Source organism: Caldicellulosiruptor kronotskyensis 2002, from assembly GCF_000166775.1.
Taxonomy (GTDB): Bacteria; Bacillota; Thermoanaerobacteria; order Caldicellulosiruptorales; family Caldicellulosiruptoraceae; genus Caldicellulosiruptor; species Caldicellulosiruptor kronotskyensis.
In genome coordinates, this window is sequence record NC_014720.1 from 2,287,283 (window position 1) to 2,309,682 (window position 22,400).

Below are 22,400 nucleotides of genomic sequence, written 5' to 3' on the forward strand. Positions count from 1 at the left end.
TATACATTTTTCATTGCTCAATTTCATTATATGGCAAGTCTGCAGTGAGTGTTAATCAAAAAGAATAGTAAACTTCTCTGCAAACTTGAATGGATGGTAAGACATCTTTGCCTTTCTTATTCCCTCCTTACCCAAATCTTCTTCACGGTTTACAAATTCATAATTCTGCCAAAACTCTGCTAAGAATTTTTGGTTAATAAAAGCATAAAGCCCTTCAACATCCGGGTCTGCCTTTTCTATATGTATGACCACTGTATTTTTATTTAAAGGTTCTCCAAACGTGAAGGCTTTTATTCTGCCATCAATAAAAATTACCATACCTTCATAAGAAAGTTTTTCAAAATTTCTTATAGCCCTTTCTATAGCCATTTTTTCAAATGTAAGCCCTATATCCTCCTTCCCATTTCTCTTTTCGTACCATTCACATTCAAAGTCCCAGCAAAGCTTTACAATTTCTTCATCTATTTTTTTCCACTCATATCTCTCTGAATAGAGTCTTAAAAACTTGTTAATATGATTCTTTTTGGGATGATATTTTTTCCCTTTTAGCTGAACCAAATCTTCAACTCTGTAAACATAGTCAGAAAGATCTCTTTCAAAAATACTTTTGAACTCCATTTTACACTCAGAAAGCATATCTAACGTCTTTTTAGAAGCTCTTTTTATCATGAAATTATATCCTTCAGATTCAAAAAAACTTCTGGCTTTTTCAATAACAATGGGAAGTTTGTCTAAATCTTTGCCCACAGGTCCATGTAAAAAAGGTGGCTGATTGTACGGCTTTGCCATGATGAGCAAAAATCCATCTTCCTCAGTAAAATGAATATCATAAAACGGATCCCACATAAAGAGGTTTGTAAATGTCAGGTCAGCAATCTCAGGCTCAAATTCGGCAAAATATTGGTCAAAAATGCTTTTGTGTGAAATGTCTATTTTGTAAAATTTCATATTTTCTACCCCCATATCGATACAAAAGTTTTGAATAAAACATAAATAAAATATATAATATCATATAGAAGGTTTCTGCAATCCATAAAAATAAAGGATGGTAGACAATGGCTACATATGTAGTGTTGTACTGTTTGTACTTCTTAAAAGTATTTTTTCTTGTAAGCCTGATTTTAAGTTTGTTTGGGATATGTTATAGCATAAAAAAAGTTGTGGTTGTGAGTTTTATTCAAGCTTTCTGGGATACCATTGTATTTGGCAACCATATAAATCTTATGCTGGGACTTATACTTATGACTACTTGCTTAATACTTTTGTATATCTTATACCTCAGACTTCTACCCTTATATGGTATCATCTTGGGACTTATTTCGCAATCCTTATGTCTGACATTGAAATTTGGAGGTTATTCAATAATTAGTACAATTGCTAATAATCTCTCGCTCACACCATCAGTGCTTGCATGTGATATCACAACACTTGTAATTGAGATAGCTGTTATGAGCGTACTTCTTGCTATTATAAAGAGTAGAAACTACTTGGTATTTGAAATTTGCAAAATATTGCCTTCGCATATTGATAAAGGGAATGAGGTAAAGTATGAAGAAAAGTGACCATACAAAGCTTTTGATATCAATGCTTTTTTTACTTGCACTTATTATGTTTTTGCTCATCTATTCGATATACTTTATAAACACCGAATTCATAAAACATCAAAAGATACCTCAGTGGCAAAGAACGCTTGTTATATATTCTTTCACTCTGCTTGCAATTTTAAATTTGTACACTGTAAAAAACCTTTTTTCAGCACTAAGTATACTAAAGGCAACTCAGGTTTATAAAGACAATATAAAATCATTAGACAATTTTATAAACATCTTAAGAGCTCAAAGACATGAGTTTAACAACCACCTTCAAATTATATGGGGACTTATTTGTGTTGGAAAATATGATGATGCCATTCGTTATATTGAGCAAATCAGCGAAAATCTTAAAAATACATCAAAATTTTACGGACTTGGATGTGCAGAACTTTCTGCTTTGATATTTGCAAAAAGTGCTTTGGCTGAGAAGTACGATATAAATTTTGAATTTCATTACAGCGTAGACTTTAGCAATCTCAAGTTTGATTCAATGGACCTTATAAATATCTGCGGCAACTTAATTGACAACGCATTTTACTACGCCAAATCTTCATTTTCAAAATATGTCGGACTTAATATAGAAGATGAAGGTAATCAAATTGAAATCACTGTAACAAATTCGGGGTCATATATAGACAAATGTAAAAAGGAGAGAATATTTGAACTTGGATATTCTACAAAAAATTCAAGTGGTCTTGGTCTTTTCATTGTAAAATCAACAGTAGAGAAATACAAAGGTAAAATTGATGTTTTCTCTGAATACAGAGCACTTGACAAAATAGAAGAAGGATATACAACCTTTACAGTCACACTGCCAAAAAAAATATAACCTCTTCAGCTTTTCACTTGAAGAGGTTATATTTTATTTCAACTAATCTATCTTTCATTTCCTGGCGGAGAAGGAGGGACTCGAACCCTCGCGCCGGTTTTACCCGACCTACGCCCTTAGCAGGGGCGCCTCTTCACCACTTGAGTACTTCTCCGCACCCTCTAAATGGCACATTAATTATTATACCCAAACCTTTTGCACTTGTCAAGGTTGGACAATCACTTTTAGTTGATTCTCAAACTTTTTTGAAAGTGCCTCAGGAAGCTTATCAATCGAAATTTTGTGAGTTATTATATGTTTCAAATTTATCTTCCCCTGCTGCAGCAGGTCAATTGCAAGCTTTTGGGTAAACGGGTTCACAAATGACCAAAAAATTTGTGCTTCTTTTCTGAACATCTCAAACGGACAAATTTCAGTAGCAACAAGCGGTGACGGTACTGAAAACACCAAAATTCTGCCACCTTTCCCTATCTTCTTAAATGCCATTTCGATACTTTCTTTTGTCCCTGCACACTCAATTACAACATCAAAACTTTCTTCTCTGCAATCTTCATCAACAATATCTTTAACTCCATACTCTTTAGCAATATTTTTTCTAAAATCATCAACTTCATAGCCAAAGATATTGTCAGCCCCATACATTTTTACAAGCTCAAGCATTATAAGGCCAATCGGACCAAAGCCTATTATCAAAACTTTGTCGGTGGGAAAAATCTTAATTCTATCAAGACCATGAAGACAGCAAGCCAGAGGCTCTGCCAGTGCCGCCTCAGCAAAATCTATATTATCAAATTTTATCGCCTGTTTTTCTGGCACAGCGGCATACTGTGCAAACCCACCGTTTATGTTCACACCAAGCGCTGTTAAATTTTCGCAAAGCTGAGGCCTTCCAGTTCTACAAAACTTGCACACTCCACAGTAGATGTTAGGGTCAATACTCACCTTGTCTCCTACATTGAAAAGCTTAGATTTTGTCTCAACAACTGTGCCACAAAATTCATGACCCAACACTATCGGCGGTGTGACCTTTGCAGACCCTTCTTCTCCATTGAATATATGCACATCTGTACCACATATGCCACACGCCTCAACCTTGACTAAAATCTCATTCTCTTTTATCTGAGGCAAGTCAATTTCTTCTACTTTTAAGTTTCTATTACCATAAAATATGGCTGCTTTCATTGTCTTTTTTAAACCCTCTTTGATGAAGTTTTTGATTTTCTATTATAAAGTTTATCACTAACTTGAAAGCTACTTCAATCAAATTTTATCTTCTCTTTATTAAATTTTGCAACTCCAATAACAGTGTCAGCACCACCATAGTATACCCAGACCTCATCGCCAACCTCTGCATGACCACAGCTGAAAACCACATTAGGTATGTAACCATCAACTTCCCAGGAAAGCTCAGGTTCCAAAATAGGTTCTGAAAAACGAGACAGAATCTTTGTTGGGTCTTTTGCGTCCAAAAGCACTGCTCCGAGTCTGTACACATTCTTATGGTCTGCTGCGTGGTATATCACAAGCCAGCCAAACTTGACCTTTATTGGTGGTCCTGCAATACCTATGCGGCTACTTTCCCATGAATTTTCTCTTACAGTCATTATCTGAACATGGTCTGTCCAATTTATCATGTCGTCAGAAAACGCAAGCCACATGTTAGGATATCTTCGGTGAAACATAACATACCTGCCATTTATCTTCTCTGGAAAAAGAGCTGCATCTTTGTTGGGCTCGTCAAGAGCAACCCCCATTCTCTCCCATTTTATGAGGTTCTTTGATTTTGCTATCATTATTCTAAAATCACCATCATATCTTCCGCCAAAACCTGTGTATGTCATGTAAAACGTCCCATCAATCTCAACTATGCGCGGGTCTTCAATCCCTCTTCTTTCTTGTTCGTTTTCTGCCACCATTATAGGCTTGTCAAGCCTGTAAAAGTTAATACCATCTGTTGATACAGCGTATCCTATGGTAGATACATACTCACCATAATCCTTGTGAGGTGGAATGTTTGTTGCTCTGTAAATCAAATGAAAAAGTCCTCTGTGATATATTGCTGCAGCGTTGAAAACTGCACTTCTTTCCCATTCATTTTCCTGTTTTGGCTTTAAAACTGGCTTGTCAGTCACCCTTTGAAGTTTAAACATAAAAGTATCTTGCGCCCCCTCTTGTTTTTTTATCACATAATTTTATTTCGAAATTTCAACACATAATTTTAATTCAAGTTTTGAAAATTTCAATTGAAAAAATAACCTGAACTTTTCTTGTTTTAAATTTTTGAAAATGATATGTTACATTTTTACAAACAAAAGAGCCTCCTTTTTGGCAAGGAGGCCTTATTTCTTTTCTCCAATTTTTTAGTCTGCAAGCACATAAACTTTTACGCGCCGCACACCAAATTTATACGCATCCTTTTCAACAAACACATCTATCCTGTTCCCCTTGATAGCAGAACCTGTATCAAGAGCTCTCGCAAAACCATATCCTTCTATATAAAGCCTTGTTCCAAGAGGAATCACCCGTGGGTCAACCGCAACAACCCCGCGCTTTACTTTGTGACCTGTTGCAGTCCTGCCATAATCAGGATGAGATGGACTTTTTCCTGTATCACTTGGGGTCAAAGAATATGCAGTTGCTATCATTGTATAAACTTTTCTGTATCTGACCACTTCTCCTCTTGATGTCTTGAACCACCTTATTGCTCCAACTTCAACAATCCTCGGCTTCGAATTTTTGACAACTCTTTCCTCAATCAACTTTCTCTCAACTTCTTTACCATCTTCCAAGACAACTTTGTATCTTCTTTCTTTAATACCATCCTGCCCTTGCTGGATAACCTTTTGCTTTCCGTAGTCCATATTATAGTTTATTTTTGTCACTGTACTGAAAGGTATTTTTTGTTTTTCCACGACCACCTTCTCTGTCACCTTAGTAATTTTAATGACAGTTGGCTTATCAAGAAGCTGAGAAAGAGGAAGATTTATCTTGTCCAACTTTCCAAGAACAACTCCAGCTTTTTTGATAGCATCCTCAACAGTACCGCTTGGAATATATACAACTTTTTCCTCGTCGCCAACAAGTATTTTCACTTCAAAAGCTCTTTTTATTATTATCTGGGTATTTTCATTTATTTTTGAGTCCAAAGAAGGCGAGACATAGTCATCTTTTGTCAAGTAAATTTGATTTTCTTCTAAAACCTCTCTTACTGTGGATTTAATCGTTTTATAATAAAATGTCTTGCCGTCAATTGTTATGCTAACTTCTTTCACCAGTGCCTGTGCAGTCATGGCGCCAAGCAGGACTGACAAAACAAATACAATGACAAAAGCCAGGATAAGCTTTTTCATATCCCTTGGCCTTGCCACAAGGCACTTAAATTTATTCATAATCAACCTCCTACAAAATGGATTTATTTTCTAAAAAACTTCTCTGTTATTTTAATTTAAAAAAAATTTTTTGTCAAATAACCTTAAAAGTCAAGAAATTTTCTTGACTTGCAACACCTTTCATATATGAATTTTATACCTTTTGCCCATACTCTATACAAAAATTTTATCAACTTTAAACTAATTTTTATACCATTTATGTGTCTTAAGAGTTTTTATTGGTTTGAATTCCCTTTTCTGTATTTAACAAAATTTTGAAAAGTCATATTAGCAAATCCAAAGTTTATTTTTCTGTTTATTCTATAAGAAAAGGAGTAAAATAGATATTGTAAAAACTTGTTTTAAGAGATGATGGAAATATGATAGAATTTTTAAAATACATTGTTGACAGTTTTGGACTTTGGGGTATTTTTTTAATACTGGCAATAGAAGGACTTGGAATTCCATTTCCAACACAGATTGCTTACCTTGGCGCAGTTGCACTTTTAAACTCTCACAAATTCACACCTTTTACATTGATAATGGTAATATCTTTGGGAAATCTTTGTGGAAATGTGATTGTCAACCTTCTTCTCAGAAGTGGGAGAAAAAGAATTATAAGCTTTTTTGAAAGACTTTTGAGGATAAAAAAAGAGACGCTTGAGAGCGTCAACAGTTTTTTTGTAAAGTATGGGATATTTGCCGTGCCAGTAGCAAGAATAATAGGTGTCCCGCGCACCCCCATAATTTTCTTGGCAGGAATTAGTAAAATGAATTTCTATGAATATATCATATCTTCATTTATTGGAAATACTATCTGGGCAACATTCTATGTGTATTTTTACTGGTATGGTTTTAGCTTTTTCAAGTTCCTTTACAAAAAAGATATAAATCTTTTCTGGCTTGCCATCTCAGTGTTGGTTTTTATTGTAATATTAGTATGGACCATATTTTTAAAGCTATGGAGAAGAAAAAAAAGAATCTAAATTATTTCATTCAATAAGCTGCTTAATAGTCACGTTCGAAATTCCACCTGAGAGATTATAAACTTTTCTAAATCCGTTTTGCTGAAGGATATTTTGTGCAATATTTGAGCTTACACCACTGTTACAATATACAATTATCTGTTTTTCCCGTGAAAGCTCATTCATCTTTTCATGAAGCATCTCAAGAGGGATATTTATAGCACCCTTTATGTGCTTGGCTTTATATTGCTCAGGTGTTCGAACATCCAGAACAATAAAATCTTCTCCTTTTTGCATCTTTTCCAAAAGCTTTTCCTGAGTGCAGTTAAACTTTCTCTTGTCAAGAAAGTTTGACATAACCATACCAACATAGTGAATAGGATCCTTTGCCGACGAAAATGGCGGTGCATAAGCTAAATCAAGCTGGAAAAGGTCATCTGTTGTAAGCCCTGCAAAGATTGCAGTTGCCAAAACGTCTATCCTTTTGTCAACTCCTTTTGTACCAACAATTTGAGCACCTATAACTTTTCGAGAGGAAAGTTCTGCTAAAGCTTTTATTGTCATTTTTTCAGCCCCTGGATATGCTGTTGTGATATGCGGTTTTGTAATGTGCCCTACCTCATACTCAATTCCATCTTCCTGTGCCATCTTTTCTGTATAGCCTGTTTGTGCAACTGTAAGGTCAAATACTTTGAAAATGGATGTTGCCAAAACGCCACTGAACTTCATGCTCCCACCTGTTGCATTTTCTCCCGCTATTCTTCCCATCTTGTTTGCAGTTGAGCCAAGTGGCACGTACATGGTTTTGCCATTTAGCTTGAAATATACAGCAGCACAGTCACCTGCAGCAAAGATTCCTTCAATGTTAGTTCTCATATACTCATCAACCTTGATAGCTCCATTTGGCAAAAGCTGTATACCACTTTCTTCTAAAAACTTGGTAGAAGGTCTTACTCCCACTGCAAGCAAAACAAAGTCTGCCTCAATTTTGCTACCATCGCTCAAAATGGCTCTTTTCACTCTCTTGTCTCCTTCAAACCTTAAAACAGAGGTGCCCTTTCTTATCACAACACCGTTTTCTTCAAGATAGCTCTCAACAAGCCTTGCCATGTCACTATCTAAGTTTGGAAGAATATTTTTCTGTTTTTCCACAATGCATACATCCATCCCCAAAACCTTCAAAGCTTCTGCCATTTCAAGTCCAATGTACCCACCACCAACTATCAAGGCTTTTTTCGGAAGATTGTTATTTATAAATTCTTTTATTCTATCTGCATCCTTGACATTTCGAAGGACAAATATGCCCTCAAGTTCTATGCCTTCAATCTGGGGTATCACAGGATGGGCTCCTGTTGCTATAATCAATTTGTCAAAACCATCCTCAAAAATATTACCAGTTTTTAAATCCTTCACAATCACTTTTTTGTTTTGTACATCAACCTTCAAAACTTCATGATCTGTTTTTACATCAACATTAAACTTTTTGAAATATTGGCTATCTCTTGGAACAATGTTTTTTCTGTTATCTATCACACCCGAAATATAATATGCAAGAGAACAACCAGAATATGATATGTCAGTGTCTTTGTCATATACAATGATTTCTGCTTTGTCGTCATTTCGTCTTATTTTCATCGCAGCTGTCATCCCACCCGCAACAGCACCAATCACAACATACTTCATCTTCAATTTTCACCATCCTCTTTTAAAAGTCTTTTTCGATTCTAATATACCCTTTTGATAGCCATTTAAAAACACATCTTGGTGTAAAAATTTTCCTTAAAAATATTTTTACAATTGCGAAACACAAAATCCAATTTTGTGTGGGATAATATAATTGAAAGAAAAATTCAAAATGAAAAGAGGTGATTTTTCAGTGAAAAGGATAAAGACAATAATTGGTATAGGACTTATTGCAATCCTGATTTTAAGTGTAAGCCTTGCATTTGCAGGTTCTTCAAAGGCAGATTTCACTGCACCTTTCAAGGGTACTCTTACGAAACTCTGTTTTGGAAAATTTGGAAAAGATGTTGCAGGCATAAAGCTTGATATTGCTGGCACAATTGAAAATATCCTTGGCATGAAAAAAGAGGATATTCAAAAACAGATTCAAAGCGGAAAGTCTTTCACAGACATCTTAAAGGATAAGGGTTTGACACTTGATCAATTCAAATCAAAACTTTTAGAAAGTCTTTACGCAAAGATTGATGAAGCTGTTAAAAACAATAAAATAACAAGCGACAAAGCAACACAGTTAAAGCAGAACTTAAAACAGAAAATAGACAGCTGGGATGGAAAATCCCCATTCTTTGGCTTCAAGGTTAGGGCATTTTCAAAAGATTTATACAACCTCGATATGTTCAGTGATATTGCAACAATCCTTGGTATGACAAAGGATAGTCTTTTAAATGAGCTGAAAAATGGAAAGACCATTGCAGACTTAATCAAGTCCAAGAATATCCTTGAGTCTGACTTCAAAAACAAACTAATATCAATGCAAACAGCCAAGATTGACAAGCTTTTGCAGGAAGGTAAAATAACAAAAGACCAGGCAGACAAAATAAAAGAAGCTATCAAAACAAAAATCTCAAACTGGGACCTTTCAAAGGGATTTGCTCCACGAGGATTTGGCAGAAAATTTAAAGGCGCTGCAGGAATGGATGGAAGCAAGATGGGTGGATTTGGATTTAAGATGAGAGGATTTTGGCCAAATCAGGGAACAAACCAGAACACAAATAACTCTTCAACAAATGTGACATTCTAAAAAAATAAGGGGCTTGAAGGAAAATTTCCCGAAAAGCCCCTTTTCTTTTTCAGAAGTCATAAAAGCAAGACCCTCCAATGAACTCTCTTATGATTGATTGTGGTGGGATTTCTCTTTCGTCCTCAATTGTGAGGATAAAGCTCAAAAAGTGTAAAAGCCTCTGCGCCTCGCTATATTCCTCATCTTCTCTTGTGATTGTCCTAAGTAGCGGCACGGCATATTTCTTTAACACAGCCAGCTCATAAATTAGCGCTGAATTGAACATGGCATCTGCCATCTCCTGGTATGGAAAAATATTCTTTTCTTCACCGTTTCTAACAGACGGCCACATAGAAATTGTTCTTTTAGCAGATGCTCCTCTTGTTCTGGCATCTCTGACAATCCTTCTCAAAATTCTATAATCTGTTGTCTGTATTCTGTTGTGTTTGTCAAGATTTAGATGTGTCAAGGCACTTACATATATTTTGAACTTGCTTTCATCAGGTATCATTGGAGTAAGTCTTCTGTTTAGTCCATGTATTCCTTCAATTATTATTATATCGTTCTTTTCAAGCTTGACTGGTCTTTCAAATGTCCGCTTTCTTTCTATAAAATTAAACCGTGGCAGAACAACCTCTTTGCCATCTATCAAATCTTTTAGCTGTTTGTTAAAAAGCTCAACATCAATAGCTTCAATCGATTCATAGTCAGGCTTGCCATTTTCGTCAAGTGGCACTTTATCCTCAAAGAAATAATCGTCAAGCCCTATATAAACAGGGTTTTTTCCATTTACTTTAAGCTGAATAGAAAGCCTTTGTGCAAAGGTTGTCTTTCCGGATGATGAAGGTCCGGATATCAAAACAACTTTTATCAGCGGATTTTGCGAAATCTGGTCAGCCAAATATGCTATCTTTTTTTCGTGTAGAGCTTCTGAGACTCTTATAAATTCTCTTATCTTTCCACTTGCTATCACCTCATTGAGCTCACCGATGCTGCTTACCCCAAGTATCTTGCCCCAGTTTTTGTACTCATGGTATACTGCAAACAGTTTCTTGTTCTCAACAAACTCTTGAAGCTTAAATGGGTCTGACTTGTCTGGGTACAAAAGCACCATACCGTCGTGGTATTGAATTAGATTAAATATTTTTAGATATCCTGTAGAGGGCACAAGATGACCATAAAAATAATCAACATAATCCCCACAGTAATAAATGTAAACATAGTCGTTTTCTGAAAACTTTATTGTTCTTGCTTTATCGTAAAAGCCTTTTTCTTCAAAAAGTTTAACTGCATCATCTTTTGAAACCTTTTCTCTTCTAAATTGAAAATCTTGGTCTACTATCCATTTCATTTTTTGTTTTATAAGATTTATATCTTCAGCTGTCAGCTTTCTGTTTTCAATCTCACAATAAAGTCCTTTTGAAAGAGAATGCTGAACATTTACAGTTTCTTTAAAAAGCATTCTTGTTGCAACAATTAAAACAAAAATGAGACTTCTTCTGTAAATCCTCATACCATCTTCTTGGGTCATGTCAATAAATTTTACCTTGCAATCTCTGTGAATAACATACTTCAGTTCTTTAATCTCATTGTCTACCTTTGCTGCAACTATCGGAGATTTAAAATAACTTTCAAACCTTGGAACAAAGCTCAAAAGATTTGTCCCAACCTCTACATCTTCATATACATTTGCATCTTCAAAAAAGACTTTTACTGTATTACCTTGTTTTTTCATCAAGGTCACCTTCCTTGTTTTTTAGTTTTTCTTCATACATTCTCAAGTCTGCAATCTTCAAAAGTTCATCAAGACTTGTAGTATCATCAGGATATACAGCAATTCCACAACTTACTTTTATCTTTTTGGGAAGCTGCTGTTCAGATTCTTTTTCTATAAGCTGCTTTATTGTATTTATTCTATCTTCTATTGCTTCTTTACTGCAATTTTTAAATATAACTGCAAATTCATCTCCACCAAGTCTTGCAGGAATGTCTGTTTTTCTGATATTGTCTCTTATAATCCTTCCTATCATCCTGATAGCTTTGTCACCCACACTATGTCCATAAAAATCGTTCAAAAGTTTTAAATTATCCATATCAAAGAAAGCTACACAAAAGTTGTTTTTGTATCTATCTGCAGATATTGACTCTAATATAAGCTCTTTCATGAAATATCTTCTGTTATATATTCCTGTAAGCTCATCTTCTGTTGATAAATTCTTTATTTTTTCAATTCTTTCAATCTGAAAAAGAAGAGCCTGAGAAAAATTTATAAAGATTGTAAGCCCATCTTTTATCTCATCTGTAAGATTAAAATCTTTGAGTTTCGAATAGCAAACTAAAAATCCAACAAGTTTGCTATGCATTAAAATTGGAACAAATACAGCAATTTTGAAAACCTCAGAAACCAAAGATTCTAAAGATTTACACTCAAAAAATCTCTTTAATTCATCAATAGTAAATGTCCTAATTCTATTGATTTGCAACAGTTCCTGACTTACCTTTAATTGGAGGCCAGAGCTTATATCACTACTTTGTTTGTTTTCATCTTTGAATACTATAAGCCTGTAGTTATCATCTTCATGGCAGTAATAAAAACACATTCGTGGAAATACTTTTGAATACATCTCATATACAAACTCTACAAGTAGCTCAAAACTTTTCTGTAAGTCAAGCCTTTCTTTCAACACTTCAGTACTAAATTTTGATAAACTGTGCAAAAACCTGAACCTTTGCATTGCAACTGCAAGAAATATAGCAACAAAAAGATAAAGCAAAGCACCATTTTGAATTGCCTCAGTATACAAAATACCTTTTCTTTTAAACATTGCTAAAAAAATCTCACCTGCAGCAAATGTTAAAACAAATATTCTAAAACTTTTTGTTTGTTTAAAATAAAAATTTGTAAAGCTTAAATGTAATAAAATCAAAATACCGACTGCAACTATTATTTCACTAAAAATGTAAAGAGTTGTAGCAGTTTTCTGAGAATATAGAAAAACAAAATATCTTGAGTTTTTTATTTTTTCAAACATAAGAAAAACTATTACTGTTATACCTATATTGATTAAAATTGCAGTTTTTTCTAAAAACTTTTTTAGTTTTTCTTGGCACAAAACTGAAAATACAAGCGCATATATTATTAAAAATTTCAAAAAAACATTTAAAAAAACAATAGCCTGTATCCCTTCAACTTTGTTTAAAACATCTTTTTCTAATTTTAGTACATACAAGAACTTCAAAATAACAAGCGATAAAAATATCTTCCCAAAACTATAAATCAATGTATTTTTTAGTTCTTTCCCTAAAAAAACTGAAACAATAAATATACCACTTATTGCAACAACACCAACCATTTCAAAAAGCTTATAAAGACAGAATTCCAACTGAGAACTCATCAATTTATCATTCCCTTTGTTTAAATTTATCACTTGCCCATATAATAATATATTCCCTGAGAAGGGGGATTGATTTTTATTATACTCTACTTTACATAAAATTTAAAAGGGAGACTTTTCAAAATCTCCCTTGTTTTTTTAGACCAATTTTACTATGATTCTACTTTGAATATCTCATCAGAAATTAAAATAAAGCTACATAAGTCAAAAAGTAAACTTCCTTCTGCGAAAAGTTCATAGAGCAGGATTTTTTTGTTTGCATGCAAAGCCTCACTCCAAGCTTTAAAATGTTTTAAATCTACAAAGTGGTTTTTTATAGTAGTAACATCGATAAACACAACTTCAAGAGATTCCTGCCAGAACTCAACGCAAACGTTTGGGAAAAAAAGTTTTTTGAGTCGCTGGTAAACCTTTTCAGAACCAAAAAAAGAAAACCTCTCAAGTTCAAGAAGGCGTGCAAGAACAAGAATACTTGAGATAAGATGGGCTTCGCCCACATAGGGTTTTAGAACTGTCAGTGCTTGGGAGGTCACAAGTTCATGTCCTTCAAGAACTATCATTTGTATCTTATCCTCCCTTTGTAAACCTCTGTTATACTTTTCTATATTATATTCTAAATCTAAGTACCTGTCAATAAAATTATTTACTTTTAGATTTTTATTCCTGGAAAAAGACAAAAATAAAATGGCTGTGCAACCAGCTTCGATATAACCCTCCTGGTGAAATAGCAGACCCGACAGGCTCCTGTTATGCACCCCTGCGGCACACGCGAAAAACTGCTTACCGTTGCTTCCTTCCGGACCTGGCGGGGTTCACAGCCCTCGCGTTGCGCAGGACACAACCATCCTCACCCCGGCCTGCCCTCAATGCCAAAAGGGTTATACCTCAGTCTGGCTATTCGACCCCGCTATAGCGGATTGCGGGTTACAGGGCACCGCTACCTCCCCGTCATAGCACAGCCAATTCTATTATACTCTTAAAACCTTCTAAAATCAACTGCCAAAATTTACTTGCCGTTTGCCTGAACAAGCCATACATGAGCAAGTTCAAGTGCTTTGTAAAGATTGTCTGCTTCAGCTTTTTTCACAACTCTTTCTCTGACAGTGAGCTTTGGATTGTTTATCTGAAGTTCAACCGAAATAGGTGATGCTATCTTGTATCCTTTATATTCTTCAATCCCCAGCACTACAAACACAGCAACAAATTTGTCGTCTGGATTTCCATAGTGGATAAGGTTATTTCTAATTTTATAAACCTCTCTCCCTCTATATTTAAACACTTGTGGTAAGCCCATAGCAAAATCAACTCCTAATCACCATAAATTTTAGAACTTCTTATAGTGGATATGATACTAAACTTTATTGTGTTTTTCAAGCATTGTTCACAAAATTCTTCTTCCTCTTAGCCAGTGCCTCTCTTATCTCAAACGTAACATCTCTATTTAAAGGTTCTGGCAGAATGATAAAAACACCATCTCCCTTTTTTGCCTTCTTTATGCCCTCAGATACCATTTCAACTACATCTGAAAATTTTTCTATATGCTTACATATAATTTTACTTTTGTCTTTTATAAAGTCCAGAATTTGTTCTTGTTCTTTTTCGCATACAAAATAAAGATTTTTAATTCCTATTGAGATTAGGCTCAAAGCAAGAATTTTTATATGTTCCTTTTTACTAACACTGTCAATAATTACTTTTACACCATTTATATCAAATATATTAAATTTTCCTGGATTTTGATGTGAATCATTCTTGTACTCAGTCAAAAATTTATATATAATCTCGCTGTCAACACCATAAAAATATAATGCTGCAATTGTCTGGAGAATATTGTCAACTGCAAACATAAGTTTGCCTTCATATGAGTACGGAATCTCTTTAATGTTGCATAATGAAAAAAACTGCTGACCATCGAAAATCTTCACAAAATCATTTTCAAGATACACACAGGGTCTTTTCATCTCTATATGAGCCTTTAAATCTGGATGATGATTTGAAATAGATGTAAATACAATATTACATCTGGCTTTTGCACTGTATAGATATTTATAAGCATCGTTGATGTTCAAAATTAGATATCCATTTTCCTTAATACTTTTAGAAAACAAAAGGTTTCTTTCTATTTGATTTTGAGAAAATGTATTGGTAATAATACCTACATCGGGTTCTATTTCTATCTCCTCAATACACTTTTCTGGATTGAATTCAACAAGTTTTATGTCAGACAAGTCACCAAAATTTCTTAGATAGAAATTTTCAATTTCACTATCAATGGATGTTTCCAAACCGCATCTTTGTAAAATGTACTTCATTATTTGCAATATCGTGCTTTTTCCATATGTCCCTGACACAGCAATTATCGGCACAGTTGGATTGGGCATCTTTTCAAAATATACATCCAAAATAGTATTGAAAATATCGCAGTTGCATGTCTGCGAAAATATACGAAGGTCACAATTTGTCTCAACATCAACAACATATCCTCCTACCACCGAATATGGCAGCGAAATATCTTCTGTAACAAAGTCTAAAATGGTCACTACATACCCAAACTTTTCTGCAATCTTAATAAAAAGTTGTTGGTTTTCGTATGCTATCTTTTCCGTAACATCTGTGGTTATACATCCTGTTTTAAAACTGGTCGGTTCCTTCAAAAAAACCTTCATTCCCTTGGGCAAAATATCGTCCAAAGTAAATCCCTGTTTTAAAATATTCTTTTGAATATATTTATTATTTCTCTCACCTTGGTCTAAAAGTTCTGAAATTCTTCTCTTACCATCGCCTACAATGTATGGAGAGGTTCTTTCAACAGCTGCTACAACTTTCCCATTTACAACCAGGATTTTATAGCTTTTACCCGGCACATACCTTTCAACTATCACTCTGCTATCCAGGCTTTTTACCATATCAAATGCTTCCAACGCCTGTTGATTTGTTCTGATATTCCCTATATTTGGAGAGTCTTTTCTGCAGCCTTTTATCGAAACTGGAAAACCCAGTTTTTTTATGCTGTCCATCAGTTGGTCAGATGTAAAGACCACATCAAACGGCACAACAGGAAAAGAATTGAGCTTTAAAAACCTTCGGGAAAGTTCCCTGTCTTCAGACAGACTAACTCTGCTAAAGTCATGATCACTTATAATGGATGCAAAAAGCTTCGCATACTTTCCCTCTCCCAGCATGAATGTATCTGTATATCCAATCCTTGTAAACTTTATACCTCTTTTCATACAGGCATTTTTCAAAAGTCTTGTATTTGGCGAAAGCTCTGTCTCAATTGTGAGCTTTTTTAACTTTGAAATCTTGTCTGGAAAATGTTCAGGTTCAAACCCTTTTTCTATGCACTCTAAAGCAAACTCTATGACCTTGTGTACAAGCATCTGATTGTCATGTTCAATCAAAACATCAATATGATCTTCCACGCTCAAGCATTCCCAGTATTCAACCAAGTTGTATCCTATAAGGTTTTGAATATGGATGCAAAGCTTTGCAAAGTTTCTTGCCTCTTCAATGTCTCCTTTTACCTTTAATACCACAACTTTTTTGTCTGAGTAAATATTTCTGTGATTGTATACCTTCATACTTTCAATCTTCATGACAGTAAAAGTTTCTCTCCTTTTTTACTTTTTATTTTGTATTCTTCCCCCTTCATAAAAGACTAATACCTGCAAAAAAAATAAGCAGGGAAAGTGCTTACTTCCCTGCTACTGTTCTCTCTTCACTCTTCTTTTGTTCAATTAGATTTTTTGCTGCGTTCTTAACATGAAGTTTCATATACTCTTCTGCCTTGTCAGGGTCTCTGCTGACTATTGCTTCAAATATGAGCTTGTGTTCCTCCATAGCTTCCTCAAGCCTTCCTGGTGTCTCAAAAGAGGTTGCTCTTGCCCTTATTATATAGCTATGGAAGGTGGATAAAACATGTTCAAGCGGTTTGCTCTTCGATGCTTTGTAAATGAGCTGGTGAAACTGCGAATCAGTTTTCATCACCTTTGGAATATCTTTTTTCTTTGTATAGAGCTCCATAAGAGTTATAATTTCAGTAAGCTCATCTTCTTCATCTTTTGTAATCTTCTGGGCAGCCCAGCGCGCAGCAAGTCCATCTAAAAGCATCCTGATTGTGTATATATCCTCTATATCCTGAGCAGTAACACCTGCAACAAACGCACCTTTGTGAGGAATAGAATATACAAGCCCCTCAAGTTCAAGCTGGCGCAGAGCTTCTCTTATCGGTGTTCGAGAAACTCCAAGTTCTTCAGCAAGTTTTACTTCAACAAGAGGGTCTCCCGGCTTTAAAATTCCCATTAAAATCTTTTCTTTTATCACTTCAAAAATCTTCTCATATAAGGGAGAATATCTTGCATCTTTATCATCTGAATAACTATATACCATCAAAAACCACCTTCAAACTCTTTATTTTTTATATCCTTTCCATCTCGCGGATGACTGCATCTGCAAACTCTTTTGTACCTGTTGAGCCTCCAAGGTCGTATGTAACCTCTTTGCCTTCTTTTATAACTTTAGCCACCGCCTTTTCAACTCTATCAGCTGCTTCAAGCTCGCCCAAGTACCTTAGCATCATAACACCAGAAAGTATAGTTGCAGTTGGATTTGCCAAGTTCTGTCCTGCTCTTTTTGGTGCAGAGCCGTGGATTGGCTCAAATACCGCCCCATCTTCGCCGATGTTAGCACCTGGTGCAATACCAAGCCCTCCCACAAGTCCTGCTGCAAGATCAGAAAGAATATCTCCATACATATTTGGCATAACCAAAACATCATAGTTTTCCGGGCTTTGGACAAGCTTCATGCTCATTGCATCGACAATCATATCTTCAAATTCTATATCCGGATAGTCCTGCGCTACCTTTCTTGCACATTCTAAAAACAACCCATCAGTAAGTTTTTGAATATTTGCTTTATGAACAGCTGTGACCTTTCTTCTTTTTTCTCTTCTTGCAAGCTCAAATGCGTACCTGACAATCCTCTCACTTGCCTTTCTTGTTATTATTTTAACACCAACCGCCGCATCATCGCCAGCCATATATTCAATACCTGCATAAAGGTCCTCTGTATTTTCTCTTACAATGATCAAATCCACATTTGTATATCTTGAAGGAACACCTTCATAAGACTTTACAGGTCTTACATTTGCATAAAGGTTTAACGCTTGTCTGAGTGCAACATTAACACTTCTAAACCCTGTCCCAACAGGTGTTGTAATAGGACCTTTTAGTGCAACCTTATTTCTCTTTATACTTTCCAAAACATGGTCAGGAAGTGGCGTCCCATACTCCTGCATAACCTTTTCGCCAGCTTCCACAACTTCCCACTCTATCTTTACACCCGATGCATCCAAAACTCTTCTTGCTGCCTCTGTAACCTCTGGTCCTATACCATCGCCAGGAATAAGTGTAATTCTGTATGCCATCTTTAGTCCTCCTAACATTAAAATTTGATAACTTTAATAAAGAGGGGATTAAACTCCCCTCTTTTATTTATCTTATTTCATCCCCATAGCTTTTGTAAGGTTCAAAAGCCCGCCATGCAAAATCATCTGACGTTGTCTGTCTGTCAGGTTTAAAATCATTCTGTACTTTAATCCTTTCGTGACATTTTCAATTATTAAAACATCACTTTTTTCTATCTGTTCTCTTGCATTTTCAATTTTAAGTTCATCCATCTCTTCAATTGTATCATAATCATTCTGATTTTCAAACACCATTGGTATGATTCCGTTGTTTATCAAATTTGCCATGTGTATTCGTGCAAAGCTCTTCGCCAAAACCCCTTTTATACCCAAATAAAGCGGCACAAGCGCTGCATGTTCTCTTGATGACCCCTGTCCATAGTTTACTCCACCAACTATAAACCCTCCACCATTTTCACGTGCTTTTTTAGGAAAATCAGGGTCGCATGGTGTCAAGCAGTAATCAGATAAATACGGAATGTTCGACCTATATGGCAAAAGCTTTGCGTTAGACGGCATAATGTGGTCTGTTGTGATATTATCTCCAAGCTTTATCAAGACTTTTCCCACAACAACATCTGGCAAAGGCTTCCCTTGCGGGAATGGTTTTATATTCGGTCCTCTTATAACCTCAACCTCGTCAGGATTTTCAGCAGGTGGCACTATTAAATTGTCATTTATAAGAAAACTTTTTGGCATCTCAACCTCTGGCTCATCGCCAAGGGTTCTTGGGTCAGTGATATAACCTGTGATGGCAGAAGCTGCAGCAGTCTCAGGAGAAACAAGGTACACTTTGGCAGAAGGTGTACCGCTTCTTCCTTCAAAGTTCCTGTTAAATGTTCTGAGCGAAATGCCTCCTGTTCTTGGTGCTTGACCCATGCCTATACAAGGACCACAAGCACACTCTAAAATCCTTGCACCTGCTGCAACCATTGACGCCAGTGCACCGTTTTGAGCAAGCATGTTCAAAACCTGTTTTGACCCTGGAGATATGACAAGCGATACATGCTCTGCAATGGTTTTTCCTTCCAAAATCTTTGCCACCTTCATGAGGTCCTTGTAAGATGAGTTTGTGCAGCTTCCGATTGCAACCTGGTCAACCTTTATACCTTTTAACTCACTCACAGGCACAACATTGTCAGGGCTGTGCGGGCATGCTGCAAGCGGTACCAGACTCGATAAATCTATCTCAATCTCCTCATCATACTGTGCATCTGGGTCTGGCAGAATCTCAACAAAGTCAGCTTCTCTTCCCTGTGCCTTCAAAAATTCGTATGTCACCTCATCAGATGGGAATATAGAAGTTGTTGCTCCAAGTTCTGCCCCCATATTTGTAATCGTGGCTCTCTCTGGTATAGATAAAGCCTTTACACCCTCACCTGTGTATTCAAAAATTTTGCCAACGCCACCCTTTACTGTAAGCCTTCTCAAAAGCTCTAAAATAATATCCTTTGCAGAAACCCAAGGTTGAAGCTTGCCTTTGAGATTTACTTTTACAATCTTAGGCATAATTAAGTAATATTCACCACCACCCATTGCAACTGCAACATCTAAACCACCTGCACCAATTGCAAGCATGCCTATTCCACCAGCTGTTGGTGTGTGGCTGTCTGAGCCCAAAAGTGTTTGTCCTGGAACCGCAAACCTTTCAAGATGTACCTGGTGGCAGATTCCATTACCGGGTTTTGAAAAGTAAATACCATATTTTTTTGCAACAGTTTGTATGTATAGATGATCATCTGCATTCTCTGGCCCTGTCTGAAGTGTATTATGGTCAATGTATGCAACAGACCTTTTAGTTTTTACCCTGTCAATACCCATTGCTTCAAACTGAAGATATGCCATTGTACCAGTTGAATCCTGTGTAAGTGTTTGGTCAATTCTGATTGCAATCTCTTTTCCTGGTATCATTTCACCTTTAACTAAGTGTTGTTTTATAATCTTCTGCGCAACTGTCAAACCCATTTCGCTTTTAAACCTCCCAAAAAGCTTTGATTGTAATTGTTAAAAATACCTTATAATATTATAGCATTAAAGTATACCTGTATACAAGAGCGTGAATTTAAAAATCCCCTCCCTGGCTTTATGCCAGAAAGGGGACAAAATTTTTAAGGATTTAGTTTTTGTTTAAATCTCTGAACACCATTTTTTATCTCGATTATAACCGCAGACTTCTTTGCATTATGTTTTGCATCTATTGAGATAATTCCAGTAACACCCACAAAGTTCTTGGTGTTTTCAAGTGCTTTGCGAAGTTTTTCCCTGTCTGTTGTAGAATTCGCTCTTTTTATTGCATCTGCAATGAAATAACCCAAATCATAACCCAGTGCTGAAAGCGCGTTAGGTTCAATCTTATACTTCTGCTGGTATCTTTTTCTAAAATCCTGCACTTTTTTATCTGTGTCCTGAGAGGAATAATGTGTTGAGAAAAATACATTTGTTGCATATTTGCTGCCTGCTTTTTCTATAACTTTCGGGTCGTCAAACCCGTCAGAACCTAAAATAGGTATCCACATCCCCAGCTCTCTTGCCTGTTTGATGATAAGTCCTGCTTCATCGTAGTATACAGGGGCAAAAATAGCTTGCGGTTTTTTGTCTCTTATCTTTGTCAATATTCCATTAAAATCTTGTTCACCTTTCGAAAATGCTTCTTCAGCTACAAGCTTTCCTCCACCTTTTGTAAATGCCTCTTTGAAATTCTTATAAAGACCTTTGCTGTAATCTGAAGATGCATCGTATATCACAGCTGCAGTTTTGATTTTTAACGTCTTTAGAGCAAAGTTTGCCATCACGCTGCCCTGAAATGAGTCATTAAAACAAATTCTGAAAATGTACGCTTTTGTTCTACCTGTTCGCTCATCTACTGTGACAAGGTCATCTGTTGCTGTAGAAGAAATTAAAGGTACTTTATAACGCTGCGCAGCAACAGAGGCTGATTTTGTTGCACCTGACGTAACTGGTCCTAACATTGCAAAAACATTTTCTTTTGTAGCAAGTTTTGTGGCAACATTCAATGCTTCTGTCTTGTCTGATTTGTTGTCGTAAATCACAAGCTCAATTTTTTTGCCTAAAACTCCACCCTTACTGTTTATTTCTTCAATTGCCATTTTAAGTCCTTCCAAATTTCTCTGCCCAAACTGTGCAACACTGCCTGATAGTTCAAGATTCACACCAAGTCGAATAGTTTTTGTATTTGAAGATTCGGCACTGGTAAAAAGAGAAATTAATAAAACCAAAACTACCGTAATACCAACCAGATTCTTTAAGGTCAATCTTTTCATAGTGCTACCATCCTCCCATTAACATAATAAATTTAATTTGAATACTAAAAAAGGCAAAGGTAACCCTGCTTTTATGGCCCCTTTGCCTTTTTGTCAAGTTCTGATAAAAGTATTTTAGCATAATCTTTTATAGTTTTCAATATTTAAAGTGATGTGGATAGTGTCAAGAGTTTGTAGGAAAAAATTTTTATCAGAATATACCTGCGTTATAGAAGCTACAACTAATCAAAAACTTTAATGCTCTTCGTAACTGGTTAACTTTACCATTTGCTATAATTGGTATATTATTCAACTTCCCCGTATCTCTTCGTACTCTTCTCACGTTCTTTATAATTCCTTTTGCTATTTCCTTAACTTCTTGCCTATCTAAATTTTTCGACTTTATACTTCTTAAATATACATTCATAAGTTCAAAATCATAATCCCCTTCCCCCCACATATCCTTTGCATTCCTTATCTTTGTAATATGTTCTCTCATATTCAATATAACCAAATATTGTCTTTAAACCCCTCTTGTCTCTCCTCACAACCTCATACCTCTTCTTCCTCTCTTCGTTTACTTTCAATGATTCATCTATAAGTTCACATGCTTCCTTTATCATCTCCTTGCCTATCAGGTCTAACTGCTTCTTAAGTTCAATTGAATATTCCGCTAAATCCTTCTCCCTTTTCACTATCTTCTCTAATCCTTCCTCAAAAGTCTTTAAAAGTTCTTCTATTTTTGATACAATATTTTCAGTCATTTTGCTCCCTCCTTTGGTTT

At 35.6% G+C, this 22,400-nt stretch carries 19 protein-coding genes, 1 tRNA gene, 1 other RNA gene and 1 pseudogene; 4 read left to right on the forward strand and 18 right to left on the reverse strand.

Annotation, left to right across the window (positions count from 1 at the left end):
- Positions 1-51: 51 nt before the first annotated feature.
- Complete coding sequence (locus tag CALKRO_RS10585) at positions 52-948, reverse strand: DUF2156 domain-containing protein (protein WP_013431010.1); 897 nt, start codon at positions 946-948, stop codon at positions 52-54.
- 107 nt (positions 949-1,055) lie between these two features.
- Between CALKRO_RS10585 and CALKRO_RS10590 the strand changes: the two genes are divergently transcribed.
- Both CALKRO_RS10590 and CALKRO_RS10595 read left to right on the forward strand, forming a co-directional pair.
- Positions 1,056-1,562, forward strand: a complete 507-nt coding sequence (locus CALKRO_RS10590; RefSeq protein ID WP_013431011.1) for a hypothetical protein — start codon at positions 1,056-1,058, stop codon at positions 1,560-1,562.
- Entirely contained in the window at positions 1,549-2,421 is an 873-nt protein-coding gene (locus tag CALKRO_RS10595; RefSeq protein WP_013431012.1) for a sensor histidine kinase, read from the forward strand. The genes CALKRO_RS10590 and CALKRO_RS10595 overlap by 14 nt, the downstream gene beginning before the upstream one ends.
- A gap of 62 nt (positions 2,422-2,483) precedes the next feature.
- Here the strand turns inward: CALKRO_RS10595 and CALKRO_RS10600 are convergent.
- The 4 genes from CALKRO_RS10600 to CALKRO_RS10615 all read right to left on the reverse strand — a co-directional run bounded on the left by CALKRO_RS10600 (position 2,484) and on the right by CALKRO_RS10615 (position 5,810).
- A tRNA-Ser gene (locus tag CALKRO_RS10600) sits at positions 2,484-2,575 on the reverse strand.
- Between the two features lie 50 nt (positions 2,576-2,625).
- Positions 2,626-3,603, reverse strand: a complete 978-nt coding sequence (locus tag CALKRO_RS10605; protein ID WP_013431013.1) for a zinc-dependent alcohol dehydrogenase family protein — start codon at positions 3,601-3,603, stop codon at positions 2,626-2,628.
- 74 nt (positions 3,604-3,677) lie between these two features.
- The gene (locus tag CALKRO_RS10610) at positions 3,678-4,571 is read right to left on the reverse strand and encodes a glycoside hydrolase family 130 protein (protein WP_013431014.1); all 894 of its coding nucleotides are present in this window, start codon (positions 4,569-4,571) and stop codon (positions 3,678-3,680) included.
- Between the two features lie 210 nt (positions 4,572-4,781).
- Positions 4,782-5,810 (reverse strand): ubiquitin-like domain-containing protein, encoded by a 1,029-nt coding sequence (locus CALKRO_RS10615; protein ID WP_013431015.1) that lies wholly within the window; start codon positions 5,808-5,810, stop codon positions 4,782-4,784.
- A gap of 359 nt (positions 5,811-6,169) precedes the next feature.
- Here CALKRO_RS10615 and CALKRO_RS10620 point away from each other — a divergent pair, with 359 nt between their 5' ends.
- On the forward strand, positions 6,170-6,775 hold the full coding sequence (locus CALKRO_RS10620; RefSeq protein ID WP_013431016.1) for a DedA family protein: 606 nt from the start codon (positions 6,170-6,172) through the stop codon (positions 6,773-6,775).
- A 6-nt stretch (positions 6,776-6,781) separates the two neighbouring features.
- Here the strand turns inward: CALKRO_RS10620 and CALKRO_RS10625 are convergent, their stop codons facing one another.
- Positions 6,782-8,437, reverse strand: a complete 1,656-nt coding sequence (locus CALKRO_RS10625; protein WP_013431017.1) for an FAD-dependent oxidoreductase — start codon at positions 8,435-8,437, stop codon at positions 6,782-6,784.
- Between the two features lie 193 nt (positions 8,438-8,630).
- On the opposite strand from CALKRO_RS10625, the gene CALKRO_RS10630 reads away from it, so the two are divergent.
- Positions 8,631-9,518 (forward strand): hypothetical protein, encoded by an 888-nt coding sequence (locus CALKRO_RS10630; protein ID WP_013431018.1) that lies wholly within the window; start codon positions 8,631-8,633, stop codon positions 9,516-9,518.
- A gap of 49 nt (positions 9,519-9,567) precedes the next feature.
- On the opposite strand, the gene CALKRO_RS10635 is transcribed toward CALKRO_RS10630, so the two are convergent.
- From CALKRO_RS10635 to CALKRO_RS14160, 12 genes and pseudogenes are all read right to left on the reverse strand, one after another.
- Complete coding sequence (locus CALKRO_RS10635; RefSeq protein ID WP_013431019.1) at positions 9,568-11,232, reverse strand: nucleoside kinase; 1,665 nt, start codon at positions 11,230-11,232, stop codon at positions 9,568-9,570.
- On the reverse strand, positions 11,216-12,892 hold the full coding sequence (locus CALKRO_RS10640) for a GGDEF domain-containing protein (RefSeq protein ID WP_013431020.1): 1,677 nt from the start codon (positions 12,890-12,892) through the stop codon (positions 11,216-11,218). Before CALKRO_RS10640 ends, CALKRO_RS10635 begins: the two co-directional genes overlap by 17 nt.
- Before the next feature lie 152 nt (positions 12,893-13,044).
- Positions 13,045-13,452 (reverse strand): hypothetical protein, encoded by a 408-nt coding sequence (locus CALKRO_RS10645; RefSeq protein WP_013431021.1) that lies wholly within the window; start codon positions 13,450-13,452, stop codon positions 13,045-13,047.
- Between the two features lie 128 nt (positions 13,453-13,580).
- Positions 13,581-13,851, reverse strand: an RNA gene (gene ffs / locus CALKRO_RS13365) — signal recognition particle sRNA large type.
- A gap of 47 nt (positions 13,852-13,898) precedes the next feature.
- Positions 13,899-14,186 carry a hypothetical protein gene (locus CALKRO_RS10650; RefSeq protein ID WP_013431022.1) on the reverse strand — a complete coding sequence of 96 codons (288 nt, stop codon included), beginning with the start codon at positions 14,184-14,186 and terminating at the stop codon, positions 13,899-13,901.
- 76 nt (positions 14,187-14,262) lie between these two features.
- Entirely contained in the window at positions 14,263-16,488 is a 2,226-nt protein-coding gene (locus CALKRO_RS10655; protein WP_013431023.1) for a Mur ligase, read from the reverse strand.
- Between the two features lie 97 nt (positions 16,489-16,585).
- The gene (locus CALKRO_RS10660) at positions 16,586-17,281 is read right to left on the reverse strand and encodes a GntR family transcriptional regulator (protein ID WP_013431024.1); all 696 of its coding nucleotides are present in this window, start codon (positions 17,279-17,281) and stop codon (positions 16,586-16,588) included.
- A 28-nt stretch (positions 17,282-17,309) separates the two neighbouring features.
- The gene (locus CALKRO_RS10665; protein ID WP_013431025.1) at positions 17,310-18,317 is read right to left on the reverse strand and encodes an isocitrate/isopropylmalate dehydrogenase family protein; all 1,008 of its coding nucleotides are present in this window, start codon (positions 18,315-18,317) and stop codon (positions 17,310-17,312) included.
- Between the two features lie 72 nt (positions 18,318-18,389).
- Positions 18,390-20,321, reverse strand: coding sequence for an aconitate hydratase (locus tag CALKRO_RS10670; protein WP_013431026.1), 1,932 nt, complete (start codon positions 20,319-20,321; stop codon positions 18,390-18,392).
- 143 nt (positions 20,322-20,464) lie between these two features.
- The gene (locus tag CALKRO_RS10675; protein ID WP_013431027.1) at positions 20,465-21,637 is read right to left on the reverse strand and encodes an ABC transporter substrate-binding protein; all 1,173 of its coding nucleotides are present in this window, start codon (positions 21,635-21,637) and stop codon (positions 20,465-20,467) included.
- A gap of 190 nt (positions 21,638-21,827) precedes the next feature.
- A complete protein-coding gene (locus CALKRO_RS14155) occupies positions 21,828-22,076 on the reverse strand; it encodes a hypothetical protein (RefSeq protein WP_041741733.1) in 249 nt (82 codons plus the stop codon).
- Positions 22,072-22,380 (reverse strand): annotated as a pseudogene (locus CALKRO_RS14160) (UPF0236 family transposase-like protein); the annotation flags it as partial. The gene CALKRO_RS14155 and the pseudogene CALKRO_RS14160, both read right to left, overlap by 5 nt.
- Between the last annotated feature and the right edge of the window lie 20 nt (positions 22,381-22,400).

What these genes read in the sequence shown, in the direction of transcription:
- CALKRO_RS10585 (WP_013431010.1), bottom strand. Translation starts at nt 948, where the DNA reads ATGAAATTTTACAAAATAGACATTTCACACAAAAGCATTTTTGACCAA.
- CALKRO_RS10590 (WP_013431011.1), top strand. Translation starts at nt 1,056, where the DNA reads ATGGCTACATATGTAGTGTTGTACTGTTTGTACTTCTTAAAAGTATTT.
- CALKRO_RS10595 (WP_013431012.1), top strand. Translation starts at nt 1,549, where the DNA reads ATGAAGAAAAGTGACCATACAAAGCTTTTGATATCAATGCTTTTTTTA.
- CALKRO_RS10605 (WP_013431013.1), bottom strand. Translation starts at nt 3,603, where the DNA reads ATGAAAGCAGCCATATTTTATGGTAATAGAAACTTAAAAGTAGAAGAA.
- CALKRO_RS10610 (WP_013431014.1), bottom strand. Translation starts at nt 4,571, where the DNA reads ATGTTTAAACTTCAAAGGGTGACTGACAAGCCAGTTTTAAAGCCAAAA.
- CALKRO_RS10615 (WP_013431015.1), bottom strand. Translation starts at nt 5,810, where the DNA reads ATGAATAAATTTAAGTGCCTTGTGGCAAGGCCAAGGGATATGAAAAAG.
- CALKRO_RS10620 (WP_013431016.1), top strand. Translation starts at nt 6,170, where the DNA reads ATGATAGAATTTTTAAAATACATTGTTGACAGTTTTGGACTTTGGGGT.
- CALKRO_RS10625 (WP_013431017.1), bottom strand. Translation starts at nt 8,437, where the DNA reads ATGAAGTATGTTGTGATTGGTGCTGTTGCGGGTGGGATGACAGCTGCG.
- CALKRO_RS10635 (WP_013431019.1), bottom strand. Translation starts at nt 11,232, where the DNA reads ATGAAAAAACAAGGTAATACAGTAAAAGTCTTTTTTGAAGATGCAAAT.
- CALKRO_RS10640 (WP_013431020.1), bottom strand. Translation starts at nt 12,892, where the DNA reads ATGAGTTCTCAGTTGGAATTCTGTCTTTATAAGCTTTTTGAAATGGTT.
- CALKRO_RS10645 (WP_013431021.1), bottom strand. Translation starts at nt 13,452, where the DNA reads ATGATAGTTCTTGAAGGACATGAACTTGTGACCTCCCAAGCACTGACA.
- CALKRO_RS10650 (WP_013431022.1), bottom strand. Translation starts at nt 14,186, where the DNA reads ATGGGCTTACCACAAGTGTTTAAATATAGAGGGAGAGAGGTTTATAAA.
- CALKRO_RS10655 (WP_013431023.1), bottom strand. Translation starts at nt 16,488, where the DNA reads ATGAAGATTGAAAGTATGAAGGTATACAATCACAGAAATATTTACTCA.
- CALKRO_RS10660 (WP_013431024.1), bottom strand. Translation starts at nt 17,281, where the DNA reads ATGGTATATAGTTATTCAGATGATAAAGATGCAAGATATTCTCCCTTA.
- CALKRO_RS10665 (WP_013431025.1), bottom strand. Translation starts at nt 18,317, where the DNA reads ATGGCATACAGAATTACACTTATTCCTGGCGATGGTATAGGACCAGAG.
- CALKRO_RS10670 (WP_013431026.1), bottom strand. Translation starts at nt 20,321, where the DNA reads ATGGGTTTGACAGTTGCGCAGAAGATTATAAAACAACACTTAGTTAAA.
- CALKRO_RS10675 (WP_013431027.1), bottom strand. Translation starts at nt 21,637, where the DNA reads ATGAAAAGATTGACCTTAAAGAATCTGGTTGGTATTACGGTAGTTTTG.
- CALKRO_RS14155 (WP_041741733.1), bottom strand. Translation starts at nt 22,076, where the DNA reads ATGTGGGGGGAAGGGGATTATGATTTTGAACTTATGAATGTATATTTA.